Origin of the sequence: Thalassolituus alkanivorans, assembly GCF_020447205.1 — a bacterium.
In the GTDB taxonomy this organism is placed as follows: Bacteria; Pseudomonadota; Gammaproteobacteria; order Pseudomonadales; family Oceanobacteraceae; genus Venatoribacter; species Venatoribacter alkanivorans.
Genome location: NZ_JAJAEL010000044.1, coordinates 48,919 through 71,790, shown reverse-complemented (window position 1 = coordinate 71,790; position 22,872 = coordinate 48,919). Strand labels below are relative to the sequence as shown.

Sequence of the window (22,872 nt, the reverse complement as noted above, 5' to 3'; positions counted from 1 at the left end):
TCCGACAGTGACCACAGAACAAAAGGGAACGGATAATCAGTCTGCCGCAGACGCCCCGGTTGCCAAGCCAGTAAAGGCCAAAGCCGCTAAGGAAAAGGCTCCTGCCAGCAGCGCGCAGCGCAGCAGTCCGCACCCTCTGTCATGGATCAATCTGGTACTGATGCTGGGTCTGTTTGCCCTTGCAGCCTATGCCGGCTGGCTGAGCTGGGCGCAGCAGCAGAATACCGCCGCAGAGCTGGCGGTACTGCGTGACCGGGTGGATCAGGCGCAGAACAATGCAGCCGCCCTGAGCGCCAAAGAAGCCGAGCTTCTGGCGCAGGCCAAAGCGCTGAATGAACAGTCGGCACAACTGCAGGAACAGGTGGCACATAATACCGACCGTCTGGGCAAGCTGCCGGGCGCTGAGCGCCAGGACTGGCTGCTGGCGGAAGCCGAATATCTGCTGCGTATGGCCAATCAGCGCTTACAGCTGGAGCGCGACTGGGATGGTGCGCTGAGCATGTTGCAGGCGGCCGATAACGTACTGACCGAAACCCGTAATCCACGTCTTAATCCGGTACGCGCCACTCTGGCAAAAGAAATGCTGGCGCTGCGTACGGCCCCGGCCATCGACCTGACCGGCGCCGTACTGCGTGTACAGGCACTGCAGGAACAGATTACCCAGCTGCCGTGGATTCCTGATCGCCTGATTGCCGAACAGCCTGCCACCGAGGCCGAAGTACCGGCGGCTGACGGCGACGAAACCTGGTACTGGCAGCTGTGGAACAGCGTCAGTACATCGCTGCAGGGCATGATCCGTATCCGTGAACGCAGCGCGCCGGTAGCCGCGCCGCTGACGCCGGATCAGCAGTATTATCTGCAGCAGAATATGCACCTGATGCTGGAACAGGCACAGGTAGCGCTGCTGCGTCAGCAGGCTGATCTTTATCAGCACAGCCTTAAGCGTGTTGGCGGCTGGCTGCAGGACTACCTGATTGTTGATGATGAGCGTACCCGCGCGGCCAGCAATGCCCTGCAGGAGTTACAGCAGTGGAACGTTGCCCCGGCACTGCCGGACATCAGCCGCTCGCTGCAGCAACTGCAGACTCTGGTTGAACAACAGCGCCGTGGCACAGTAGCGCCTAAGGCCGTGGGCGCGGAGGATGCGGCATGAGGGTATTGCTGCTGTTTCTGGTTCTTACAGTGGGGCTGGGGCTGATTACCGGAACACTGGTCAGACTGGATGCCGGCTACGTACTGCTGAGCTGGAATAACTACACGCTGGAAACCAGTCTGTGGGTCTTTATCGGTCTGGTGATGATCGCCATGCTGCTGATGTACATGCTGCTGCGTTTCAGTCTGTTGCTGCTGGGCAGCGACTGGCGTTTTAACGAATGGCGCCGTCAGCGCCGTAACCAGCGTGCCCGCCGTCAGACCACACGCGGCCTGCTGAGTCTGGCACAGGGCCAGTGGCGCCGTGCCGAGCGTCTGCTGACCCTGACCGCTGACGACTCCGATACGCCGTTAATCAATTACCTGGCAGCGGCCCGCGCGGCTTACGAGCAGGGCAAAATGGAAGCCGCCGATGAATGGCTGAAAGCTGCCAGTCAGAGCACCAAAGGCGCCGAGCTGGCCGTCGGCCTGACTCAGGCCGAGTTGCTGAATTCGCGCGGCCAGAAAGAACAGGCGCTGGCGGTATTGCTGCGTTTGCGTCAGAAACACCCGAAACATGCCTACCTGCTGAAGCTGCTGGTAAAAACCTACCTCGACCTGCAGGACTGGGTGGCATTACACGAGCTGCTGCCGCTGCTGCGTAAGGCCACCAAAATTCCGGCCGATAAGATCAAAGAGCTGGAAGAGAACGTTCACCTGCAATTGCTGGAACGGGCGGTGCGTGGCCATGGCCAGCGCCCGGGTCAGGGAGTGGCGGAGCTGAAGCGCCTGTTTCACGATATTCCCCGTCAGCTGCGTTATTCACTGCCGATCACCCGTCGCTATATTGAACTGCTGATCGAGCAGAACGAAGAAGCGCTGGCCGAGCATGAACTGCGCAATGCACTGAAATACGTCTGGCACGATGAGCTGATCAGCCTGTACGGCACACTGAAAGGCGAAGACGCCAGCCGCCAGCTGTTGTTTGCTGAGCAGCAGTTACAGGAGCGGCCGAACGATCCACAACTGCTGCTGATTCTGGGGCGTCTGGCACTGCGTCTAAACGATCTCGACAAGGCGCAGGAATACCTGCAGACCGGCCTGCGTATCAAAGGCTTGCCGGAGCTGCATGCGGAAATGGGTAAGGTGTTGCTGGCCGAAGGCAATGAATCCCGTGCCTGTGAGCACTTCCAGCTGGCGCTGCGTTAACTGAGGACGATGCGGCCGGTCACTGACCGGCCGTTATTGTTCTGGCGTTATTCCAGCGCTAGTTGTTTACCCGCGGCGCGGCGTTCGGCCTGCCATTCACTCAGGCTTTGCGCGGCCTCGTTGCCCGGCAGGCGGGCCAGAATCTCAAAGAAATCCTCGTGCAGATTGCTCTGCAGAATCTCGTTACGCGGACGGCTGCGTACCACATAAACGCTCTGTACGTTCTGATGGTCAAAGGCGCGCCATTCCTGTTCATCTTTGAGGCTGCTGTAGCGGTGGCCTTCCAGTGCTTTGATCAGCTTGCCGGTGTTCAGTGAGCCAGCACGTTCCGCGGCAGCCTTAAACTGATAGACGATGTTGTAGGCCGATGCCGCAGAGCTTGACGGATAGGCGCCGTATTTAGTCACGAAGGCTTCAACAAAGGCTTTACCTTGCGGATAGTCGTAGCGGTAAGGCACCTGCCAGCACCAGGGCACAGCCCCGATAACGCCTTCCATAATGCCGGAACCGGCCGACTTGGCCATGCCCAGGGTCAGATTGGGCACGATAATGGTCATCTTGTCTTTCAGGCCCATCTGCTGAGCTGCATGCAGTGCCAGCGCCATATCATCACCAAACTGTACCAGCATCAGTACATCGGCACCGGAGTCGCGCGCGGCTTCCAGTGCGGTGCGCATATCACCATCACGCGGACGCGGATAAGTTACACGCACGCTAGGGTGAGCACTGGTATCGGTGGTTTTGGTGAAGGTGCGCAGTGACTCTTCGGTCGACCAGCCCCAGCTGTAATCGGCGGTCAGATAAAACAGCTTTTTGCCCTGCAGGCTGTCATTCAGATAAGACGCCAGTGCCTTGGCCGCCATGTGCGCATTATAGGTTTCGCGGAACATGTGTTTATGCCCTTCGGCACCGGTGGTTTCGTTGGCGTAGGTCAGGGTGCCGAAATAGAGCAGATCGTGTTTGGCAGCCTGTTTACCGGCAGCAATGGCCACCGCACTGGATGAACCGCCAAACAGCATGGATACATGCTGCGCGGCGAGGGCATCGACGTTTTCGACGGCTTTATCGGGTTTAGAGGCGGAGTTGGCGGTCAGCAGTTCAACCGGGCGGCCAAGGATACCGCTGCCGGCATTGAGTTCTTCGATGGCCAGTAAAGCGCCGCGCGCCTGAGCCAGGCCCTGTTCTTTATAGCGCCCGCTGGAGGGATAGTTGAGACCGAGTTTTACGCTGTCACCGGCGGGTGCGGCCTGAATGGCCTGTGGCATGGCAAATGGCAGTGCCAGCAGCAGGCAGATGGTGGTGCGGAAGAATGCAGCGGGCATAGGGCTCTCTCCTGAAAGTCAGCCCGCTATCATCCTCCCGCATGGCATAAATGACTTTTAACCATTGGTCGGATAGACGAACGTCTGCGACATGAACGGCCGCAATCTGTGCCTGCGGCCGTTCATGTATCAGGCTACCAGCTCATTTCGCCGGTCGCGACTTTAGCGCTGATCGTCAGGCCGTCATCAGCCGGAAGCTGAGGGTAGGCTTGTGTCATTGCTTTGATCAGGTCTGCTGAGGTGTGTGCTGTGGCCAGCTCTGCCTCAAAGCGCAGGATATAGTCACGGGTAAACTGAACGGCGGAGGCTCCTTCTGGTTCCGCGCCGTGAAAATGTCCGGGTACCACCCGTTCAGGCTGCAGGGCCAGCAATCCGTTCAGGGTTGAAAGCCACTGCGCACGGGCAGCCGGGGTCTGGCTGTCGGCCATCCATACGTGCAGACCACTGTGAATAGCCACGCCGCCCAGTGCGGTTTTCGACGATGGAATCCAGATAAAAGCACTGGGGGTGTTCATTGCTTTTATCTCAATATTTTCGCCTTCCAGTGTCAGCTGGTTACTGGTCATTACCTTTGGCACCGTCAGCGTTTGCGGTGCCGCATCGGCGAGTATCGGGCCCCAGTAGGCGAGCTTGGCATCTTTGGTTTTAACAATATGATCCACCACGTGCTGGCTGGCCACGACTCTGGCCTGGGGGGAGGCCGCCAGAACAGGCTCAAGACCAAAATAGAAATCAGGATCACCGCCGCTGATAAAAATGGTCGTCAGAACTTTGCCACTGGCTTTGATCAGTCCGGCCAGTTTCTGGCCATTATGCACATCAAACTGAGCATCGATCAGGATGGCTTCTTTTTCACCGCTTATCAGGGTCGAGGTGACCGGGAATACGGCCTGCTCACCGGGATTGTAAACCTGAACGCTGAGTGCCCCCGCGTTTGTGATGTTGCTCAGCACGGCGGTTGCCAGTGTCATAAAAGCTAAGAGTTTGTTCATGGTTGTTTCTCTGACTGGAAAGAGTGAATGGAGCCAGTCTATTGAATCAAATCAGTATCAAATACAGCATAATGGTGACTTCACTATTGCATAATCCGGACATATCTATGGATCGACTGACAGCGTTGCAGGTCTTTGTTGCGGTGGTTGAGCGGGGCAGCCTGAGTGCGGCTGCTGAACGGCTAAATATGTCCCGGGCCATGGTGTCACGCTATCTGGCCGAGCTGGAAGAATGGATGGGAGCGCGGCTGCTGCACCGCACAACCCGACGCCAGAGCCTGACGGCAACGGGGGAAGAAGCTCTGCAGCGTGCGCGTGGCATGCTGGCTTTGGGTGAAGAGATGGCGCAGCTCGCTAACCATGAGGGCGAGGCGCCACGCGGACAATTGCGGATCACCTGCAGCTATTCACTGGCGCATGCGGTGTTGATGGATGCGGTGCATGAGTATCTGGCTCGCTGGCCGGGAACCGCGATAGAGATTCTGCAGCTGGACCGCACCGTGAATCTGGTGGAAGAAGGGATTGATCTGGCGTTGCGCATTACCAATGATCTGGACCCGAATCTGGTGGCACGCAGGCTGGGTGTCTGCCGTTCTGTGGTGTGCGCCAGTCCGGCTTATCTGCAACAACAGGGGACTCCGCAACAGGTCGCGGATCTGTCCCGCCATAACTGTCTGACCTATACCTATTTTGGCAAAAGCCTGTGGCAGTTCCGGGGAGCGGAGGGGCCAGAGTCAGTGGCGGTGAGTGGTAATCTGAGTGCCAACCAGTCAAATCTTCTGCTGCACAACACCCTGCTTGGCGGTGGTATCAGCCTGCAGCCAGTGTGGTCTGTGGCTGATTATCTTGAGCGTGGTGAGCTGGTGGCATTGCTCAGCGATTACGAGCCGGTACAGCTCGGCATTTACGCTGTGTATGCCACCCGTAAGCAGATGTCGCCGCTGCTGCGCAGTTTTCTCGATTTTCTGGTGACCAGGCTGAATGATGAGCGCTGGTCTGACCAGAAAGCCGGTTAACTGCGCCTGACGAGGCAGGAATCAGGCGACGTCTTTATGCCAATGTACATCCATCTGCGGGAACGGAATCTCAATGCCTTCGGCATCAAAGCGCAGCTTGATGCTTTCGGTCAGCTGGAAGCGTACATCCCAGTAGTCTTCGGCTTTTACCCATGGGCGCACGATAAAGTTCACCGAGGAATCGGCCAGCTCGGAGACGGCAATTTTATAGGCCGGATCTTTCAGCACTTTGTCATGGTCTTTGACCAGTTCTTCCAGAATGCTCTTCGCTTTTAACAGATCGGAGCCATAGCTGATGCCGATCACCATATCGATCCGGCGCGTCGCTTCTTCGGAGTAGTTGATCATGGTGTTGCCGAACACATTGCCGTTTGGCACGGTGACGACTTTGTTGTCCGGGGTTTTCAGACGGGTGCTGAAAATGGTGATCTTATCCACCGAGCCGGCCACACCACCCACTTCAACATAATCACCCAGCTTGAACGGCCGGAACACAATCAGCATTACGCCGGCAGCAAAGTGTGACAAAGAATCCTTCAGCGCCAGGCCAACGGCCAGACCGGCGGCACCGAGCAGGGCAACCAGTGAGGTGGTGTCGAGCCCGAGTTGTGACAGGGCAAAAACAATAACCAGCAGCACCAGTGTGCTGTTCATCACCGTGGCCAGAAAGCTGATCAGAATCGGATCGAGGCGGGCGCGCTCAAGCGCTTTGGTGGTGGTACGGGTAACAAAGCCCGCCAGCATGCGGCCGATAATAAAAATCAGCAGCGCCAGTACTATCTGTGTACCCCAGGGCAGAATATAGGTTTCCCATAACTGCTGCGGATTAATGGTGAAGGTCCAGTTCATATAAGCTCCTGATTGGCAGGTAAGGGGATAGTTGATCGTCAGTCGCGTGGTGCATAGGCAAAGACATCGGAGTGCATATTGGCACGGGTCAGGCCCAGCGGTGCCAGCTGATCGAGGGTGCCGTACACCATATTCGGTGAGCCGCAGGCGAACATCTGTACCTGGCTCAGATCGGCAAAGTCTTCGTGAATCACCTGATAAATCCAGCCGGCGCGGCCATGCCAGCCTTCGCTCTGCTGTTCGATAATCGGGTGGTAATGAAAGTTCGCATACTGTTGTGCCCACTGCAGGGGCAGGTTGGCCAGATAGAAGCCTTCGGCTCCACGATTGGACCAATACAGGTGAATTTCCTGCTGCGGGTTCAGCGCCAGCGCTCCTTCTATCAGGGCTTTAATCTGTGAGAAACCACTGCCGGCCGCCACCATGACCAGTGGCTGGTCTTTATGCTGCTGAATAAATAGCTTACTGATAAAACAATCGCCGGCTGGCAGAGTTACTCTCGCTACCACGGCGTCGCGCAGGAAGTTAATAATGCGCAGGGCGTTGTCGCTGCTGTTAGCGATGTGCAGTTCTATCTTACGCGGGTCGGTGTTGTTCATGCTGCCCGGTGCGCAGGCGATGGAGAACGGCACCTGCTCTTCGTTACCCTGTTCGTCGCGCACGTGCAGCAGCAGGTACTGGCCGGGCCAGAAATCGGCGCTCTTGCCGGCCGGGGTGAGTAATTCTATGCGCCAGATATCATCGCCCAGCAGTTCCACGGCAGGAATCTGACAGGCCAGGCTGACCTGTGGCTTGTGGTTGGGGGCGTAAACATCGGCCATATATATCTCAACATCGGTCTGGGGTTGGGCGACGCAGCATAATACCTGATTGTCTTGCTCAAGTATGGTCTGACCCAGAGAGTTGCGAAAGCTGAACGCTCCGGCAAGTCTTTCCCCCTGACAGATCTGGCAGATCGCGTTTTCGCAGCTGACCGGCACGATCACGCCCTGCTCCAGCGCGGCCTCGGCGATGGTCTGATCCGGGGCACAGCGGATACGCGCCCCGGATGGTCGGAAGGTGACGGTATGGAGCGTCATAACCCCAGCTGATCCCAGATTTCGTCGACCTTATTTTTCACGTCCTGATCCATCACGATTGGCGTGCCCCATTCACGGCTGGTTTCACCCGGCCATTTGTTGGTGGCATCCAGACCCATCTTCGAGCCCAGGCCCGATACCGGCGAGGCAAAGTCGAGGTAATCAATCGGTGTGTTTTCGATCAGCGTGGTGTCACGTGCCGGGTCCATACGGGTGGTAATGGCCCAGATCACGTCTTCCCAGTTGCGGGTGTTTACGTCATCGTCCACCACAATCACAAACTTGGTGTACATAAACTGGCGCAGGAACGACCACACGCCCATCATCACGCGCTTGGCATGACCCGGGTATTGTTTCTTCATGCTCACCACCGCCATGCGGTAGGAACAGCCTTCCGGCGGCAGGTAGAAATCGACGATTTCCGGAAACTGCTTCTGCAGAATCGGCACAAAGACTTCGTTCAGCGCCACGCCGAGAATGGCCGGCTCATCCGGCGGCCGGCCGGTGTAGGTGCTGTGGTAAATCGGGTCTTTGCGGTGGGTAATGCGCTCGACGGTAAATACCGGGAACTCATCGACCTCGTTGTAATAGCCGGTGTGGTCACCGAATGGCCCCTCTGGTGCCATCTCGCCCGGATGAATCACCCCTTCGAGTACGATTTCGGCCGAGGCCGGTACCAGCAGGTCGTTGCCGATACTTTTTACCAGCTCGGTCTTGCTGTCGCGCAGCAGGCCGGCAAAAGCGTATTCGCTCAGGGTATCCGGCACCGGCGTGACGGCACCGAGAATGGTGGCCGGGTCGGCGCCCAGCGCGACAGTCACTGGGAAGGATTCGCCCGGATGGGCCTTCTGCCACTCAAGAAAATCCAGCGCGCCGCCGCGATGGCTGAGCCAGCGCATAATCACCTTGTTTTTAGCGATCACCTGCTGACGATAAATACCTAAATTATGGCGCTCTTTATGCGGCCCTTTGGTAATCACCAGCGGCCAGGTAATTAACGGACCGGCATCGCCGGGCCAGCAGTGCTGTACCGGAATTTTGCTCAGATCGACGTCATCCCCTTCGAGCACCACATCCTGACAGGGCGCCTTACGTACTTCTTTCGGCCCCATCGACAGCACTTTTTTAAAGATCGGCAGCTTTTCCCAGGCGTCTTTCATGCCCTTGGGTGGCTCGGGTTCTTTTAAGAACGCCAGCAGCTGACCGATATCGCGCAGCGCTTCCACCGACTCTTCACCCATGCCCAGCGCCACCCGTTTCGGCGTACCGAACAGGTTGGCCAGAACCGGCATGTCATAACCTTTGGGATTTTCAAACAGCAGCGCCGGACCGCCGGCACGCAGCACACGGTCGGCGATTTCGGTCATTTCCAGATGCGGATCAACCGGATAACGGATGCGTTTCAGTTCGCCACGTTTTTCCAGCGATTTAATAAAGTCGCGCAGGTCGGTGTATTTCACAGGCACTTCCACAGGCTTTTCAACTGCCGGCATCATACCAGAGATGCTCCGGATATGACCTGACCGCCCGGCTCCTTTATAATCGCCGGCCAAAACCGCAGGGGGTTTTTTATGCAGGCAAAAAATACACTGATCACCGCCGCCGTTGCAGGCTTCAGCGGCGTCGCACTGGGCGCGTTCGGAGCACATGGTCTGAAGGGCGTACTGAGCGCTGATATGCTGACGGTGTACCAGACCGCGGTGCAGTATCACCTGATTCATGCTGTGGTTCTGCTGGCCTTATCGCTGTGGCTGCAGGTGCAGCCATCGCGCTGGCTGAGCTGGTCGGCGCGGCTGATGTTGCTGGGTCTGATTCTGTTCAGCGGCAGCCTGTATCTGCTGGCGCTGAGCGGTGTGCGGCCGCTGGGTATGATCACGCCGCTGGGCGGCGTCAGCTGGTTGCTGGGCTGGTCGGCGCTGCTGGTGGCGGCCGTTAAGCTGAAAACCCCTTCACACTCTTTGTAATTATTCAGGCAGGTTAGCGTGAGCGAACATGATGAAAATCCGGCAGCTGCGGCTGCGGAAGGCGACAAACCGGTTTACCGCCGCGGTATCAAAAGCTTTGTTATCCGTGCCGGGCGTTTAACCAAAGGCCAGGAAGGCGCTCTCGAACGGCAATGGCCGGTAATGGGCCTCGAACTGGCGCAGGGCGCGATTAATCCGGTTGAGGTATTTGGCCGTGACGGCCACGTGGTGCTGGAAATCGGTTACGGCATGGGTCAGTCGCTGGTGCAGATGGCGGCGGCCGCGCCGGAAAAAGATTTTATCGGTGTGGAAGTGCATCTGCCGGGTGTTGGTTCACTGCTGTATCTGGCGGAAGAAGCCGGTATCAGCAACCTGCGCAGTTATAAAGAAGATGCGATCGAAGTGCTGAAAATGCTTCCGGATAACAGCATCGATACCGTGCAGCTGTTTTTCCCTGATCCGTGGCACAAGAAAAAGCACCATAAGCGCCGCATTGTGCAGGCCGAATTTGCCCAGACCATCCGCCGTATTTTAAAGCCGGGTGGCGTATTCCATATGGCGACCGACTGGGAACCGTATATGGAGCATATGCTGGAAGTGATGGATGTGGCCGAAGGTTATGAAAACGTTGCCGGTAAGGGCAATTGCGTACCGCGTCCGGAGCACCGCCCGCTGACCAAGTTTGAAAACCGCGGTGAGAAGCTGGGGCATGGGGTGTGGGATATGATGTTCCGCAAAGTCTGATCGCTGGCTGCGTTAACGGCCTCGTAAACGCTTACCGAAAATAATCAATCCGCATTGTCATTGCGCAACCGGATAGCAGAATACTCAGGAGTAAATTATGCAGAAAAAAGATAAAGAAAAAGTATTTGGTGGTGAGTGGTCAGAAGCGCAGCTGCGTGAATTTCTGAGCGCCAACAGCTATGACGGCAGCGATGCTGATTACGTTGCTGCCATCCGCGCTTACCGTCATATGGTGCCGGAAGTGTTTGCCGAATACGTGGAACTGTTTAAAGCCGAAGGCCATAACCTGAATGCAAAAAATGCAGAAGGTGTGAGCATTCTGCAAACCATCGCCAGCCACAGCAAAGGCGAAGAATATGCTGCGGCACTGCGTGCGGCGGGTGCTGAATAAGTAATATAAGCTCAGCCTGGCTGCGGCATTTCCTGCAGTAACAGGCTGATGGCTTCGGTATTAAAACCAGTATCGCTGACGCCGGTTTCCTGTTTCAGCCGCTCGACAATTTTCTGTTCGATGGCCAGCTGTTCTTCCGGTGGCAGCTGTTCAAACTCTTCTTCGGTCAGCCCCATTTCTTTCAGCACCGCCGCGCGCATTTTTTCTGCATCGCTCATTGCCATATAGTCGCGGAATTCCTGTACGGCGCTGCTCTTGGTACCGGTTTCTGCTTCTGCCGCGGGTGACGCCTGGACGTTGGTTGCTGATGAGGAAGGCGCTGGCGCCATACTTGCGGATGATGGAGCAGATGAGGTTACAGCTGATGGTGCTGACGTTGGTGCTGTAGCTGATGGTATTGCAGAAGCTTGCGCCTGCTGTTGTACGCGCAGCAGATCGGCAAATACCGTATTGCTGTTTTTTCCTGCTTTGTATTCAGGTTGCGACTGAGGGTTGTTATTGATGTTGTGACTGATGGCGGCGAGTGCCTCCGTGCGGTTAATGTTCATACCCTGCCTCCTTTTCTGATGGTTCTGTCAGAAAGCAGTATGTATGCCATGGCAGCTGCAGGCTGCGGTTTGGCTCTGCATTGCGGCCTTAAAGGAAAAGAGCGGCAGGGGCTGTCCGCCAGAGCGGTAGCAGGCCGCCGCTTTTGTGCAGATTTTCAGTTCGTTTTTTATCCCTGCAAATGACCTATCGCCTGATACAGCGCCAGCGGTTTTTCGCTGTGTAGTTGTTGCTCGCGCATCTGTTTTAATTCTTCAATGGTGGCGCGCAGGGCTTTCAGTTTGTTGTCCATATCTTTGCTGCCGGCTTCGATTTCGTTGCGCAGGTTAAGCGGGGTGGCCCGCACCGGGTCAGGAATATCGACATACACATGGGCGTCTTTATTACTGGGCTTACGCTGCTCTTCGGCGTGATAGCGGTTAATGGCATCGGCGGCCCACTGGCGCATATTCATGCGGCGGGGCTGCAGATCATCGTAAAGGGGCGCATTCGGGCGGGGTGCACGACCCTGAATGGCGTTACCGTTGTTATTGTTGTTGTGAGTACTGTTGCTGGCATGATTACCAGCGGCGGCGGTTCCCGGCAGAGGGCCGCCGGCCTCCAGTCTGACGCCCTGGTCTGGTTCAAAGCGCAGCTGCACACGGGTCTGTTCATCGCGGCGGTTCAGCAGTTCGTTATCGAACTGAAAAAAACTCAGCGGCGACTGCAGATTAACCGTGCCCTGTTCGCTGCTCAGGGCGAGGTTGCCGCCGCTGATGGCGTATTGCGGCAGCTCGGGCGGAGTATTCAGATGCACTTCCTGCAATAACAGCGCTTCGCCGTTTTCATTCAGTGCAACACCGGAGCGGGCAATCACTCCGCGTACCTGGCCGGCGTCGTTTTTCAGCTCGTAATCGGACGCTGCAGAACCAAGAAAAAATGCGCCTAAGCCGGCTTCCGCAGCGGAGCGCAGGGTTGGCCCTTCGTCATCAAATTCCATCAGGCTGAGCTGGCTGAAGATGGTATCGTTTTCATCAATCCAGCCGTTGCCGTCGTCATCGTACTGCGCCAGATCGGCAAAACCATTGCCACTCTGCGGGCCGAACATCTCGCTGCCGTCATCGATGATGCCGTTGTTGTTTTTATCGAATACCAGATAACCGCTGCCGGCGGCGGTACGGGCGATGTTCTCGTTCTGGCCGTCGGCGTTCAGGTCGAAGCTGAAACTCTGGTCACTCAGTTCAACCGCACCGCCGTTCAGATTAATCATTAACGGGTCGATCAGATTGAGCTGACCCTGAAACAGGTTGGTCTGCTCGGCGCGGGTATAACGGCTGAAATCCAGCGCCAGCATAAAATCAATCTGACGGCCGTCTTCGGTCTGTACCTGACCCAGCGCTTCAAAGACCAGCGACTCTTCGCGTTCAACCTGCAATACGCTCTGCACTTCGACCTGTACGCCAAGGCCTGCGCTGCCCGGCCGGGCATTCACGGCGCTGACGATCACATTCAGCTGGGTGGTCTGCTCGGTCAGCTGTTGTGCCAGATAGGCTGAGGACGATTGCTGCTGACTGCCATCGGCATGGGTCACACTGCTGCTGCGACTCACTGCCTGGCTGCTTTCGGTACGGGTGCTCAGCGACAACTGAATGCCGGCGCTGGCGCTGCTGCCATCATTCTCGCCATCACCTGCCGTGACACTCACCGACATAGCGCTCAGGCGGGCGCTTAATAACAGATCCTTTTGCTGAGCACTGAGCTGAACCTGCGACTGAACAATCTTCATGGCCGTCTCCTTTTGGCGGGTTATGCACAGGGTGTCGGCCGGGCTGTTGATAACATTAAGATGATTAATGTATTGATGAATGTCTGTTCATAATTAACAGCGCTATCAATCAGGAAAAGGTGTGAGCTTCGCAGGCTTGACCTCTGTGCTGCTGCGCGGGATGGTAAGCGCGAAGACGATAGGAGATATCAGAGTGAACATTGGTGAAGCGGCCGCTCAGGCCGGTGTATCGGCAAAGATGATCCGCCATTATGAAAGCAGTGGGCTACTGCCTGAGGTAGCGCGTACCGCTGCGGGTTATCGTCAGTATTCGGCACAGGATGTTGAAATGCTGAGGTTTATCCGCCGTTCACGGCTGTTGGGGTTTTCACTGCCGCAAATCGGTGAGCTGCTGGCGCTATGGGCCGATCCGCAACGTTCCGCGCGTGAGGTTAAGGCACTGGCGGGGCAGCATCTGCAGGAAGTGGAACATAAAATTCAGGAGCTGCATGCCATGCGCAGCACCTTGCAGGAGATGGTGGCCGCCTGCTCCGGCGATGACCAGTCGCACTGCGCGATTCTTGCTCAGCTGGCGGCAGACGACGGCGTTCATTCAGACGCTTGACCTTACCACCATGGTAAGGTTCACACTGCAGTCATTGCTTTCCTGACAGGACAGAACGATGACTCAATCTACTGCTATTCCCACCTCTGATGATTCTGCTGCCGTGCTGCAATTGCCGGTGATCGGCATGAGCTGTGCCTCTTGTGTGCGCCGTGTCGAACAGGCCTTACTGGCGACGCCGGGTGTCAGCGCCGCCAGCGTCAATCTGGCCAGTGAAAAAGCCGAGGTGACTCTGGCGGCCGATGGGCAAACACAGGCGCTGCTGCAAACGGTCAAAGACTGCGGCTATGAAACCCGCACTGAGCAGTATCAGCTGTCGGTGATCGGTATGAGCTGCGCATCCTGTGTCGGCAAGGTCGAAAAAGCCCTGCTCAGTCTGCCCGGCGTGCTCAGTGCGCAGGTCAATCTGGCGGCAGAAACCGCCACGGTGGAAGTACTGGCCGGTAATCTGGATGCGGCAGCGTTAATCAAAGCGGTCCGCAGCACAGGTTACGATGCCACACCTCTGGCCGCTGAGCGTGATGACGACAACGCCCGGCGCGAACAGGAACAGCAGCAGTTACAGCGTGATTTCTGGTTGGCCGCCGGGCTGACATTGCCGGTGTTTGTGCTGGAAATGGGCGCACACATTATTCCGGGCATGCAGCAGTGGCTGGCAGAGACTCTGGGCCAGCCAATGAACTGGGGCATCCAGTTAGTGCTCACCACGCTGGTGCTGTTTGGCCCCGGCCGGCGTTTTCTTACTAAGGGTCTGCCGGCGTTATGGCGTCGCGCACCGGATATGAACTCACTGGTGGCGCTGGGCAGTTTATCGGCCTGGGGCTTTTCGCTGGTGGTGACCTTCGCCGGGCAATGGCTGCCGGAAGGTACGCGCCATGTGTATTTTGAGGCGGCGGCGGTGATCGTTACCCTGATTTTGCTGGGGCGCTTACTCGAAGCGCGCGCCAAAGGCCGTACCGGCGAAGCCATTCAGCACCTGCTGGGTCTGCAGGTAAAAACTGCACGGGTCAAACGCGGAACAGAGCTGGTGGATGTTGAACTGGCGGATATTCAGGTGGGTGATGTGCTGGTGGTGCGCCCCGGTGAGCGTATTGCCACCGACGGCGAGGTGCTGGAAGGCGAATCCTATGTGGATGAATCCATGCTCACCGGAGAACCGTTACCGGTGGCGAAAGCCCCCGGAGATGAAGTTGTGGGTGGCACGGTGAATAAAAACGGCGCGCTGACGTTCCGTGCCGCAAAAGTGGGTGGCGATACCCTGTTGTCACAGATTATCCGCATGGTCGAACAGGCGCAGGGTGCGAAGCTGCCGATTCAGGCGCTGGTCGATAAAGTCACGGCCATCTTTGTACCGCTGGTGATGGCCATTGCCGCCCTGACCTTTGTGGTCTGGCTGCTGTTCGGCCCGCAACCGGCGCTGAGTTTTGCCCTGATTAATGCCGTTGCCGTGCTGATTATTGCCTGCCCCTGCGCCATGGGGCTGGCGACGCCAACCTCCATTATGGTCGGCACCGGGCGGGCCGCGGCACTGGGTATTCTGTTCCGCCGTGGCGATGCGCTTCAGAGCCTGCGTGACAGTAAAATCGTCGCGCTGGATAAAACCGGTACGTTAACCAAAGGCCAGCCGGAGCTGACCAACCTGATCTGTCAGCCGGGTTTTGAAGAAGACAGTCTGCTGGCATTAGTCGCCGCCGCCGAACAGCATTCTGAACATCCGCTGGCTGAGGCTATTGTACGCGCCGCCAGAGAGCGTTCTCTGACACTGAGTGAGCCGCAGGAATTCAGCGCGCTTCCCGGTCTGGGTATCCGCGCGCTGGTCGATGGCAAGCGTGTTGAAATCGGCGCCGACCGTTTTATGCAGCAGCTCGGGCTGGATTTAATGAGCGCGGAATTACGGCCTTTAGCCGCGCAGAGTGCGGCGCTGGCCGCGGCGGGTAAGAGCCCGCTGTACGCCGCCATCGACGGGCAATTAGCGGCAGTCATTGCGGTGGCTGATCCTGTTAAAGACACCACTCCTGCGGCCATTAATGCCCTGCATGCGCTGGGCTTAAAAGTGGCGATGATTACCGGCGATAACGAACGCACCGCGCAGGCGATTGCTGCGCAGCTCGGTATCGACGAGGTGGTTGCCGGAGTGATGCCGGAAGGCAAAGTAGAAGCGCTGAAAACTCTGCGCGCCCGTTACGGTGCACTGGCTTTTGTTGGTGATGGTATTAACGATGCGCCGGCACTGGCCGAAGCGGATGTCGGCTTAGCCATTGGCACGGGTACCGATATCGCCATTGAAGCAGCCGATGTGGTGCTGATGAACGGCGATTTGCGGGCGGTGCCGAATGCGCTGGCCATCAGCCAGGCGACCCTGCGCAATATCCGCCAGAATCTGTTCTGGGCATTTGCCTATAACGCCCTGCTGATTCCACTGGCAGCCGGTGCGTTGTATCCGGCTTATGGTGTGTTGTTGTCGCCGATGCTGGCGGCGGGCGCAATGGCAATGTCGAGTGTGTTTGTGCTGAGTAATGCGCTGCGGCTGAAGCGTTTTAAAGCGGTGCTTGGCTGATTCAGGTTGTTGTTAAATACCTGTTGTTAAAAGCATGCTGTTAAAAAACAGGTAAAGCAGGCGGATATTATTCCGCCTGCTCCAGCTGTTCGGTCAGCTCCATCCATTCCATCTCAGCTTCTTCCAGCGCACTTTTCAGTTTGCCCTGTTCCTGCAGCAACTGATTAAGCTCTGCTTTGCGCTCGGCATCGTACAGACCGGTGTCGGATAATTTTTCTTCGACCGCGCTGAGCTGAGTCTGGAATTTCTCCATCTGCTTTTCCGCTGCCTGCTGTTGCTTGCGCAGGGGAGCCAGACGCTGGCGTTTTTCGGCATCCAGACGTTTCTGTTCTTTGCGATCTGTCTGTGGCACGTTGGCCGCAGCGCTGGTTGCAGGTGTTACTGTGCCGTCGCTGCCATAGGCAGGCATTTCTTCCCGCTGTTGCAGATAGTGATGGTAATCGTCGAGGTCGCCATCAAACTCCTGCACCTTGCCGTTATCGACCAGCCAGTATTCATCGACGGTTGCTTTTAATAAGTGACGGTCGTGGCTGACGATTAAAATCGCACCGGGGAAATTCTGCAGCGCCAGCGTTAAGGCTTCGCGCATTTCGATATCCAGGTGGTTGGTCGGCTCATCCAGAATCAGCAGGTTGGGCTTCATCCAGGCGACACAGGCCAGCGCCATGCGGGCTTTTTCGCCACCGGAAAAGGGCTCGATCACTTCCAGTGCTTTATCACCATGAAAACCAAAACCGCCGAGGAAATTACGGATTTCCTGATCGGATGCTTTCGGTTTTAAACGCTGCAATATCAGCGCGCCGGAGGCTTTCACATCCAGAGATTCCAATTGGTGCTGAGCGTAGTAACCAATGCGCAGATGTTCGCCTTCGGAGCGTTCACCGCTGAGCATGGCAATTTCGTTGCACAGGGTTTTCAGCAGCGTTGATTTACCCGCGCCGTTAGGGCCGAGCAGACCAACGCGATGGCCCGGTACAATCGACAGGCGCACATCGGGCAGAATGGTTTTGCCGGCATAACCCAGCGAGGCATGATCAATGGCCAGCAGTGGCGCTGACATTTTTTCGTAGCACGGAAATTCAAAGCGGAAAGGTGAATCCACATGCGCCGGCGCGATCAGCTCCATGCGTTGCAATTCTTTTAAGCGGCTCTGTGCCTGTTTGGCTTTACTGGCCTTGGCGCGGAAGCGGGCAACGAACTGTTCGATCTCGGCCACACGCACCTGTTGTTTTTCAAACAGTGTTTGCTGCTGTGCGAGTTTTTCCGCACGGATACGCTCGTAAGCGCTGTAGTTGCCCGGATAGAGCGTCAGCGTCTGCTGATGCAGGTGAACAATATTGTTGGCAACACCGTCGATAAAATCGCGGTCATGGGAAATAAATAACAGTGTGCCGGGATAATTTTTCAGCCATTGCTCAAGCCACAGGGTTGCTTCGAGATCCAGGTGGTTGGTTGGTTCGTCGAGCAGCAGTAAATCGGACGGCATCATCAGCGCCTGCGCCAGATTCAGGCGGATACGCCAGCCACCGGAAAAGCTTTTAACCGGACGCTGCAATTCTTCTTTGCTGAAGCCAAGACCGTGCAGCAGTTGCTCGGCTTTTACCGGCACGCTGTAACCCTGATGCTGATCCATCTGATCCAGCCAGTGGGTCAGATCGTTATCATTCTGGGCGTTGGCAATGCCGTGCTCGATGCGGCGGTAAATGGCATCGCCATCCATCGCGTAATCCAGCGCACTGCGCTCGCTGGCTTCCACTTCCTGGCGCATATGGGCAATGCGCCACTTTGGCGGAATGTACAGATCGCCACCGTCCACCTGCAGTTCACCGTTCAGCAGCGCAAATAAACTCGACTTACCGGCCCCGTTCGGACCGATCAGTGCCATTTTCTGCCCATCGTGAATACGCAGCTGACAGTCTTTGAGCAGAGTTTGCGTTCCGCGCTGCAGGGAAACCTGATTAAATTCGATCATAACTTGGCTAATTAAAGGTGACGGCAATGGCGGCGCAGTTTGCCACAGAAAGCGGTGATAACCCACTGTGGGAGTTCGCCCTGACATTTTATGCACGCCCCGGAGTACAGCAGACGTTGCTGAACCTGCAGAACGATGCCGGTATGGATGTGTTGTTGCTGCTGACGGCGTTGTGGCTGGGTAAGCAGCAATGTTTGTTACCAGACAGTTTGGCGGAAGCCGGTGACTACTTTCGTTGGCGTGAGCAGGTGATTCTGCCAATACGGCAGGCACGTTCACACTTAAATGCCGAACCGCTGCGTTCGCAGCAGGCTGTATTACGTAAGCAATTACTGCAAAGTGAATTACAGGCAGAGCAGGAAGCTATACGGCTGATATTCACCTGGCTGCAACAGCAGGCACTGACAGAGCAGGCAGATTGCAGTGCAGTTAACCTGACGTTACTGCAGAACATCACGATGGCCGATAACGGTTCAGTGACGGCACAAAAAAAAGAGGCCCGTGGGCCTCTTTTACAACAGCTGTTATTACTGGCGAAGTAACTTCGCCAGGTAATGACAATGCAGCAGCTTAGTTATTACCAAACAGGCTGGACTTGTCGCTGTCTTCAGCCGGAGTTTCAGTAGCAGGAGTTTCGGCTACTGGTGCTGCCGGCGCTTCTGTTACAGGAGCTTCAACTTTTGCGTTTTCAACGACTGGTGTTTCAGCTGTCTGTTTCTCAACAACAGGAGCTGCAACAGCCGGTGCTTCAACCTTTGCAGCTTCAACGGCAACGTCTTTCACTTCTGCTTCAGCAGCGGCGACAGGAGCTGCTGGTTTAGCGGCTGGCTTTTTCGCAGCGGGTTTTTTAGCTGCAGGCTTGGCGGCCGCTTTCTTAACCGCTGGTTTGGCTGCTGCAGGTTTAGCAGCGGCTTTGGTTGCAGGTTTTGCAGCAGTTGCTTTCTTGGCGGCAGGTTTGGCAGCGGCTTTCTTAGCCGGAGCTTTTTTGGCAGCCGCTGGTTTTTCGGCAGCAGCAGGAGCAGCTGGCTGAGCAGCAACGGCTTTTTTCACGGCAGGCTTACGGGCAACGGCTTTCTTTTTGGCCGGTGCTTTGGTTGCCAGTTTAGCCTGAGCTTTTTCAAAATCAGCGATGACTTTGTCCAGTGCCGCGCGAGATTTTGCTTCCAGAGTCAGAGCTGCCATTGCAGCTTTGGCAGCAACTGCAGCTTCTTTTGCTGCAGCCGCTTCGGTTTTAGCTGCTTCAACACGGCTGCGGGCGGTTTCCAGCTGGCGAACACCGGCAGGGGTTTTCTTGGCTTTTACTTTGTCAGCAACGGTTTTGCGTGCGGCATTGGCTTTGGCCAGTTTTTCATTGGCTTTTGCCTGAGTGGCCGTTGCTTTGGCAACGGCTTTCTCTGCATCGCTCAGCTCTTTGGCACGGGCAGTAGCCAGTTTGGCCTGCAGTGCTGCGATATCTTTTTCCAGTTGCTGTACTGCACTCAGAGCAGTTGCTTTAGCAACGACTTTTTTAACCGCCGCTTTTTTCGCTACCGGCTTCTTCGCTACAACTTTTTTGGCAACAGGTTTTTTTGCTACTGCTTTCTTAACAACAGCTTTAGCAACTGTTTTTACAGCGGCTTTTGCTTTGGGTTGAGCGGTTTTTTTTGCAGGTGCTTTTTTGCGGGCGGCCATGTGCAATTCCTCATTCGGGTTTGATCGTCGGGGCATTATACGAAATGAATTAAAATCATCTATTTATTTTAGGTGAATTTATTTGTCTTTTTCGCTCTGGAGACGAATATTTTCAATGGTATTAGTCAACCATTGCAGCAAAGGCTGCCATTCTTTTTCGTCTTTTGAATCCTGCTGATCGAAATCGATCAGACCTAATCCATGCTCACTGGCACGGACATAGAACTGAGTATCGCGCAGTGCGGCGATAAAAGGAATTTGCAGGCTGTTAAGGAAGCGTTCGAGCTTGGCATAAATCAGCGTGTTTTTACGCACCCGGTTAGCGACCACAGCGATGGGCTTCGGATTAATCCGATAAGCCCGGGAAAGGAGTACGTCACGGATAAAACCGGTGGCGGCACGGATGTCGATGGCGGAAGGAATCACCGGAATAACAATCAGGTCAGCCTGCTGAATAAGATCGGATAATTCGTTACCGGCAAGGCCAGCAGGAGTATCGAGAATCACACGGCTGGTGTTGGCTGGAACACGCAGGCTCCAGACCCTGGTCGATGCACTGGGCACGTGGCGCTGAAAAGCCGGCACTCCACTGATTTTGGGCAGATGCTGGTCACGTGCCTGTAACCAGTCCATGGATGATCCCTGCGGGTCATAGTCAATCAGCGCCGTGACTTCACCCTGCCGGGAAAAGTAACTGGCCAGATTGGTTGCCATGGTGGTTTTGCCACAGCCGCCTTTGGCGTTCGCAATCATTATGCGAACAGGAGCCGCGCGACTGATAACCCGGACGGTTGCCGGAGCATCTTGTGGCGTTAGCGTTTCTGTCACTTAAATATCCCTGTTTCCCCTGGGTCTGATGTACTGAACTGAGTGTCAACAGACTCCGGGTATACCTATAATTATTACGGGCGCTTTTTGCCCAGCGCATTTGTAGCATAGGTTATAATCTCTGGCCGTGGAATGAATCACAAGGATGATCAAATGAAAAGTAAAATAGCTTTTATGCTGTTTATTCTGGGGCTGGCAGTTGCGGCGCCTTACTTTATTAAAGGCCCGGATGGCAAACCACTGATGTCGTTCGATGATAAGCAAGAGCTGCTGTCGACCGAAGATACACGGCAAACTTACTATAAGTGGCAGGATAAGGATGGTGTCTGGCACTTTGGTGATGAGGTTCCTGAAGGGGTTACTGCGCAGGCGGTTGATATCGATACCGCTGCCAATGTGATTCAGAGCGTGAAGCTGCCGGACAAAGACAGCGAAGCCGACAGCGGGAAAAAACCACAGCAGGAACCGGCAGCGCCACTGCCCGGGCTACCGATGACGGTAAATCCGGCGGATATTCCCAAACTGCTGGACGATGCCAAGGGCGTGCAGGCATTGGTGGATCAGCATAAAAAAGAGATTGATCAGGCGCGCTGAACGCCTGCTTCTGACGGGTACTGAACGACTCTAGCGCAGAAAATACAGCAGTCCGTTCGAGCCTGCGGCCAGCCATTCGTCGTTGTGAAAGGCAACGTCTTCGACCAGAACATTATTGCTTACCCAGGTATCACGCGGGCTCGCCCGCCAGATCTGGCTGCGTGTGCCATCAGCAGTGTTCCACAATTCGATCTGGCCGGAACTGTTACCGGTTAACAGTTGGCTGTTATTGGCGGAAAAGCGAGCGGCACTGTAATGACCACGGGTGCGGTCAATCTGTTGTAATAAACGCCCGGAAGCAACATCCCAGATTTTGCCGCTTTCATTTAATGCCGAAGTAAACAGCAGGCGTCCGTCGGCAGAAAGCTGAGCGGTTTTTACCTGATTATTGTGTTTGATCTGATGCAGTAATTTACCGTTTTCCAGATTCCAGATACGGGCGTTCAGGTCGTCGCTGGCGCTGGCGGCGAGCAGGCTGTTATCGCTGACGCTGACATCGTAAACCGTACCATCATGCGCGAGACGCAAACGAATACCACCATTCTTAATATCAAACAGTGTGGCGGTGTAATCGGCCATCGCCAGCAGTGCGTAGCTGCCGTTACTGGTCAGGGCGATGTCCTGAATATCGCCGGGTGAATTCCAGAACCACACAGCCTCACCACTGTCGCGTGCCCAGAGAACGATGGTGCGGTTGTCGGTGGTGGCAACAAAGTTCCCTTCCGGAGAAAACGCACTGCTGGTGATGCTGCTGTAGTCATCGGCTTTGTGATTCCAGTCAATCAGGCGCTCTGGCGGGCTGATACTCCACAGACTGCCACCATGATGCAGGCTGCCCACCATCAGCTCATTACCGTTGGCTGAAAAACGCATGGAATAGGCACCCTGACGCGCAACTTCACGGATATCGGCGGGCGCTTTACCACCGTCGCAGGCGCTCAGGAGCAGGGTCAGAGAAAGAAGTAAGGCAGAAGATAAATGCCGCACACGCAGAATCATGGCAAACCCGTTGCAGATAAATTCTGTATCAGTGTAGTTCGTCTGGTGGGATTGTGCGGCTCCCGCCGCGCGCGGGAACCGGAGAGCAAAAGCAGGAAGAGTTATTCGGTCACGAGTTCGCGGTGAATGGTGTGCAGGCGTTCGATTAACTGGTCTTCCAGTTCAAAACGCTCTTCCAGAATTTCACCGATTGCTGATAAATCTTTTGGCAACTGCGCCAGTTCTTCAAAGGTGCAGTGCTGGTCGTAGGTGTCATTAAAATCGACACAGCGTCCGGTCAGTTCGTCGAGTTTGGGAACCAGTGTGGAAGCCAGTTCCAGGCCGCCATCGTCATATTCTTTGGCTTCGTTGATCAGTTGCTCGTAAATTTCAAAATGACCGGCGGAGCAGTAATCCATCATGCTCTGGCAGAAGCGCTGAATGCCCGGCCCCAGCGGTTGTTCTGCTGACAGCGGTTTGCTGGCAGACAGATTGCAGAATAAAACGATCAGTTCCTGACGACCGCTGAGCCAGCCATCAATCAGTTTATGAACGCCGCCCCAGCGTTCCTGTGCAGTTTTGCAACCTTCCAGCATGTTCTTCTCCTTGGCGACCCTGCTTTGGTGTTCCGGGTCGCAGCATTATTGTTCTGAGGGTATG

22 protein-coding genes are annotated in these 22,872 nt (G+C 55.9%); 10 read left to right on the top strand and 12 right to left on the bottom strand.

The genetic code is table 11. The features are described 5' to 3' along the window. Nucleotides 1-7: 7 nt before the first annotated feature. Nucleotides 8-1,153 carry a uroporphyrinogen-III C-methyltransferase gene (locus LGT44_RS18015; RefSeq protein WP_230332129.1) on the top strand — a complete coding sequence of 382 codons (1,146 nt, stop codon included), beginning with the start codon at nt 8-10 and terminating at the stop codon, nt 1,151-1,153. After that, nucleotides 1,150-2,340, top strand: coding sequence for a heme biosynthesis HemY N-terminal domain-containing protein (locus LGT44_RS18010; RefSeq protein ID WP_145467217.1), 1,191 nt, complete (start codon nt 1,150-1,152; stop codon nt 2,338-2,340). Before LGT44_RS18015 ends, LGT44_RS18010 begins: the two co-directional genes overlap by 4 nt. Before the next feature lie 47 nt (nt 2,341-2,387). Here the strand turns inward: LGT44_RS18010 and LGT44_RS18005 are convergent, their stop codons facing one another. Further along, the gene (locus LGT44_RS18005; RefSeq protein ID WP_230332130.1) at nt 2,388-3,662 is read right to left on the bottom strand and encodes a substrate-binding protein; all 1,275 of its coding nucleotides are present in this window, start codon (nt 3,660-3,662) and stop codon (nt 2,388-2,390) included. A 134-nt stretch (nt 3,663-3,796) separates the two neighbouring features. Further along, nucleotides 3,797-4,654, bottom strand: coding sequence for an MBL fold metallo-hydrolase (locus LGT44_RS18000; RefSeq protein WP_230332131.1), 858 nt, complete (start codon nt 4,652-4,654; stop codon nt 3,797-3,799). Nucleotides 4,655-4,761: 107 nt separating this feature from the next. On the opposite strand from LGT44_RS18000, the gene LGT44_RS17995 reads away from it, so the two are divergent. Next, nucleotides 4,762-5,670: a LysR family transcriptional regulator gene (locus LGT44_RS17995; protein ID WP_230332132.1), complete on the top strand. Its 909-nt coding sequence runs from the start codon at nt 4,762-4,764 to the stop codon at nt 5,668-5,670. Nucleotides 5,671-5,691: 21 nt separating this feature from the next. On the opposite strand, the gene LGT44_RS17990 is transcribed toward LGT44_RS17995, so the two are convergent. The 3 genes from LGT44_RS17990 to ubiD are packed head-to-tail and all read right to left on the bottom strand — an operon-like array spanning nt 5,692 to nt 9,094. Beyond that, nucleotides 5,692-6,519, bottom strand: a complete 828-nt coding sequence (locus tag LGT44_RS17990; RefSeq protein ID WP_145467211.1) for a mechanosensitive ion channel family protein — start codon at nt 6,517-6,519, stop codon at nt 5,692-5,694. Between the two features lie 38 nt (nt 6,520-6,557). Then, nucleotides 6,558-7,598 carry a 2Fe-2S iron-sulfur cluster-binding protein gene (locus tag LGT44_RS17985; RefSeq protein WP_230332133.1) on the bottom strand — a complete coding sequence of 347 codons (1,041 nt, stop codon included), beginning with the start codon at nt 7,596-7,598 and terminating at the stop codon, nt 6,558-6,560. Next, the gene (gene ubiD / locus LGT44_RS17980) at nt 7,595-9,094 is read right to left on the bottom strand and encodes a 4-hydroxy-3-polyprenylbenzoate decarboxylase (protein WP_230332134.1); all 1,500 of its coding nucleotides are present in this window, start codon (nt 9,092-9,094) and stop codon (nt 7,595-7,597) included. Before ubiD ends, LGT44_RS17985 begins: the two co-directional genes overlap by 4 nt. Nucleotides 9,095-9,169: 75 nt before the next feature. Here ubiD and LGT44_RS17975 point away from each other — a divergent pair, with 75 nt between their 5' ends. From LGT44_RS17975 to LGT44_RS17965, 3 genes are all read left to right on the top strand, one after another. After that, on the top strand, nt 9,170-9,562 hold the full coding sequence (locus LGT44_RS17975) for a DUF423 domain-containing protein (protein WP_225691337.1): 393 nt from the start codon (nt 9,170-9,172) through the stop codon (nt 9,560-9,562). A gap of 18 nt (nt 9,563-9,580) precedes the next feature. Then, nucleotides 9,581-10,306, top strand: coding sequence for a tRNA (guanosine(46)-N7)-methyltransferase TrmB (gene trmB, locus LGT44_RS17970; protein ID WP_230332135.1), 726 nt, complete (start codon nt 9,581-9,583; stop codon nt 10,304-10,306). A 97-nt stretch (nt 10,307-10,403) separates the two neighbouring features. Beyond that, a complete protein-coding gene (locus LGT44_RS17965) occupies nt 10,404-10,697 on the top strand; it encodes a PA4642 family protein (RefSeq protein WP_145467198.1) in 294 nt (97 codons plus the stop codon). A gap of 11 nt (nt 10,698-10,708) precedes the next feature. Here the strand turns inward: LGT44_RS17965 and LGT44_RS17960 are convergent, their stop codons facing one another. Together LGT44_RS17960 and LGT44_RS17955 are read right to left on the bottom strand one after the other, a co-directional pair. Then, nucleotides 10,709-11,245, bottom strand: coding sequence for a hypothetical protein (locus LGT44_RS17960; RefSeq protein WP_230332136.1), 537 nt, complete (start codon nt 11,243-11,245; stop codon nt 10,709-10,711). Between the two features lie 167 nt (nt 11,246-11,412). Beyond that, nucleotides 11,413-13,008, bottom strand: a complete 1,596-nt coding sequence (locus tag LGT44_RS17955) for a hypothetical protein (protein WP_230332137.1) — start codon at nt 13,006-13,008, stop codon at nt 11,413-11,415. A gap of 193 nt (nt 13,009-13,201) precedes the next feature. Between LGT44_RS17955 and cueR the strand changes: the two genes are divergently transcribed. Both cueR and LGT44_RS17945 read left to right on the top strand, forming a co-directional pair. Next, nucleotides 13,202-13,612 (top strand): Cu(I)-responsive transcriptional regulator, encoded by a 411-nt coding sequence (gene cueR / locus LGT44_RS17950; protein WP_225691343.1) that lies wholly within the window; start codon nt 13,202-13,204, stop codon nt 13,610-13,612. A gap of 58 nt (nt 13,613-13,670) precedes the next feature. After that, on the top strand, nt 13,671-16,169 hold the full coding sequence (locus LGT44_RS17945) for a heavy metal translocating P-type ATPase (protein WP_230332138.1): 2,499 nt from the start codon (nt 13,671-13,673) through the stop codon (nt 16,167-16,169). A gap of 67 nt (nt 16,170-16,236) precedes the next feature. Here the strand turns inward: LGT44_RS17945 and LGT44_RS17940 are convergent, their stop codons facing one another. After that, the gene (locus LGT44_RS17940; RefSeq protein WP_230332139.1) at nt 16,237-18,141 is read right to left on the bottom strand and encodes an ATP-binding cassette domain-containing protein; all 1,905 of its coding nucleotides are present in this window, start codon (nt 18,139-18,141) and stop codon (nt 16,237-16,239) included. A 26-nt stretch (nt 18,142-18,167) separates the two neighbouring features. Here LGT44_RS17940 and LGT44_RS17935 point away from each other — a divergent pair, with 26 nt between their 5' ends. Next, nucleotides 18,168-18,683 (top strand): TIGR02444 family protein, encoded by a 516-nt coding sequence (locus tag LGT44_RS17935; protein WP_230332140.1) that lies wholly within the window; start codon nt 18,168-18,170, stop codon nt 18,681-18,683. Between the two features lie 28 nt (nt 18,684-18,711). Here LGT44_RS17935 and LGT44_RS17930 read toward each other — a convergent pair whose 3' ends face one another. Continuing rightward, on the bottom strand, nt 18,712-19,812 hold the full coding sequence (locus LGT44_RS17930; RefSeq protein WP_230332141.1) for a hypothetical protein: 1,101 nt from the start codon (nt 19,810-19,812) through the stop codon (nt 18,712-18,714). Between the two features lie 78 nt (nt 19,813-19,890). Further along, nucleotides 19,891-20,640, bottom strand: a complete 750-nt coding sequence (locus LGT44_RS17925) for a ParA family protein (protein ID WP_225691349.1) — start codon at nt 20,638-20,640, stop codon at nt 19,891-19,893. Nucleotides 20,641-20,793: 153 nt separating this feature from the next. Between LGT44_RS17925 and LGT44_RS17920 the strand changes: the two genes are divergently transcribed. Next, nucleotides 20,794-21,234, top strand: a complete 441-nt coding sequence (locus LGT44_RS17920) for a DUF4124 domain-containing protein (protein WP_230332142.1) — start codon at nt 20,794-20,796, stop codon at nt 21,232-21,234. Between the two features lie 30 nt (nt 21,235-21,264). Here the strand turns inward: LGT44_RS17920 and LGT44_RS17915 are convergent, their stop codons facing one another. Together LGT44_RS17915 and rsd are read right to left on the bottom strand one after the other, a co-directional pair. After that, a complete protein-coding gene (locus tag LGT44_RS17915; RefSeq protein WP_230332143.1) occupies nt 21,265-22,233 on the bottom strand; it encodes a WD40 repeat domain-containing protein in 969 nt (322 codons plus the stop codon). Nucleotides 22,234-22,334: 101 nt separating this feature from the next. Beyond that, the gene (gene rsd, locus LGT44_RS17910; protein WP_145467179.1) at nt 22,335-22,808 is read right to left on the bottom strand and encodes a sigma D regulator; all 474 of its coding nucleotides are present in this window, start codon (nt 22,806-22,808) and stop codon (nt 22,335-22,337) included. Nucleotides 22,809-22,872 lie beyond the last annotated feature (64 nt).

Excerpts from the sequence above, each read along its gene's own strand:
- LGT44_RS17930 (WP_230332141.1), bottom strand. The coding sequence starts at position 19,812 with ATGGCCGCCCGCAAAAAAGCACCTGCAAAAAAAACCGCTCAACCCAAA.
- LGT44_RS17955 (WP_230332137.1), bottom strand. The coding sequence starts at position 13,008 with ATGAAGATTGTTCAGTCGCAGGTTCAGCTCAGTGCTCAGCAAAAGGAT.
- LGT44_RS17985 (WP_230332133.1), bottom strand. The coding sequence starts at position 7,598 with ATGACGCTCCATACCGTCACCTTCCGACCATCCGGGGCGCGTATCCGC.
- LGT44_RS17995 (WP_230332132.1), top strand. The coding sequence starts at position 4,762 with ATGGATCGACTGACAGCGTTGCAGGTCTTTGTTGCGGTGGTTGAGCGG.
- LGT44_RS18000 (WP_230332131.1), bottom strand. The coding sequence starts at position 4,654 with ATGAACAAACTCTTAGCTTTTATGACACTGGCAACCGCCGTGCTGAGC.
- LGT44_RS17975 (WP_225691337.1), top strand. The coding sequence starts at position 9,170 with ATGCAGGCAAAAAATACACTGATCACCGCCGCCGTTGCAGGCTTCAGC.
- LGT44_RS17960 (WP_230332136.1), bottom strand. The coding sequence starts at position 11,245 with ATGAACATTAACCGCACGGAGGCACTCGCCGCCATCAGTCACAACATC.
- rsd (WP_145467179.1), bottom strand. The coding sequence starts at position 22,808 with ATGCTGGAAGGTTGCAAAACTGCACAGGAACGCTGGGGCGGCGTTCAT.
- LGT44_RS17940 (WP_230332139.1), bottom strand. The coding sequence starts at position 18,141 with ATGATCGAATTTAATCAGGTTTCCCTGCAGCGCGGAACGCAAACTCTG.
- LGT44_RS18005 (WP_230332130.1), bottom strand. The coding sequence starts at position 3,662 with ATGCCCGCTGCATTCTTCCGCACCACCATCTGCCTGCTGCTGGCACTG.
- LGT44_RS17990 (WP_145467211.1), bottom strand. The coding sequence starts at position 6,519 with ATGAACTGGACCTTCACCATTAATCCGCAGCAGTTATGGGAAACCTAT.
- LGT44_RS17920 (WP_230332142.1), top strand. The coding sequence starts at position 20,794 with ATGAAAAGTAAAATAGCTTTTATGCTGTTTATTCTGGGGCTGGCAGTT.
- LGT44_RS17965 (WP_145467198.1), top strand. The coding sequence starts at position 10,404 with ATGCAGAAAAAAGATAAAGAAAAAGTATTTGGTGGTGAGTGGTCAGAA.
- LGT44_RS17945 (WP_230332138.1), top strand. The coding sequence starts at position 13,671 with ATGACTCAATCTACTGCTATTCCCACCTCTGATGATTCTGCTGCCGTG.
- LGT44_RS17935 (WP_230332140.1), top strand. The coding sequence starts at position 18,168 with ATGGCGGCGCAGTTTGCCACAGAAAGCGGTGATAACCCACTGTGGGAG.
- ubiD (WP_230332134.1), bottom strand. The coding sequence starts at position 9,094 with ATGATGCCGGCAGTTGAAAAGCCTGTGGAAGTGCCTGTGAAATACACC.
- LGT44_RS18010 (WP_145467217.1), top strand. The coding sequence starts at position 1,150 with ATGAGGGTATTGCTGCTGTTTCTGGTTCTTACAGTGGGGCTGGGGCTG.
- LGT44_RS17915 (WP_230332143.1), bottom strand. The coding sequence starts at position 22,233 with ATGATTCTGCGTGTGCGGCATTTATCTTCTGCCTTACTTCTTTCTCTG.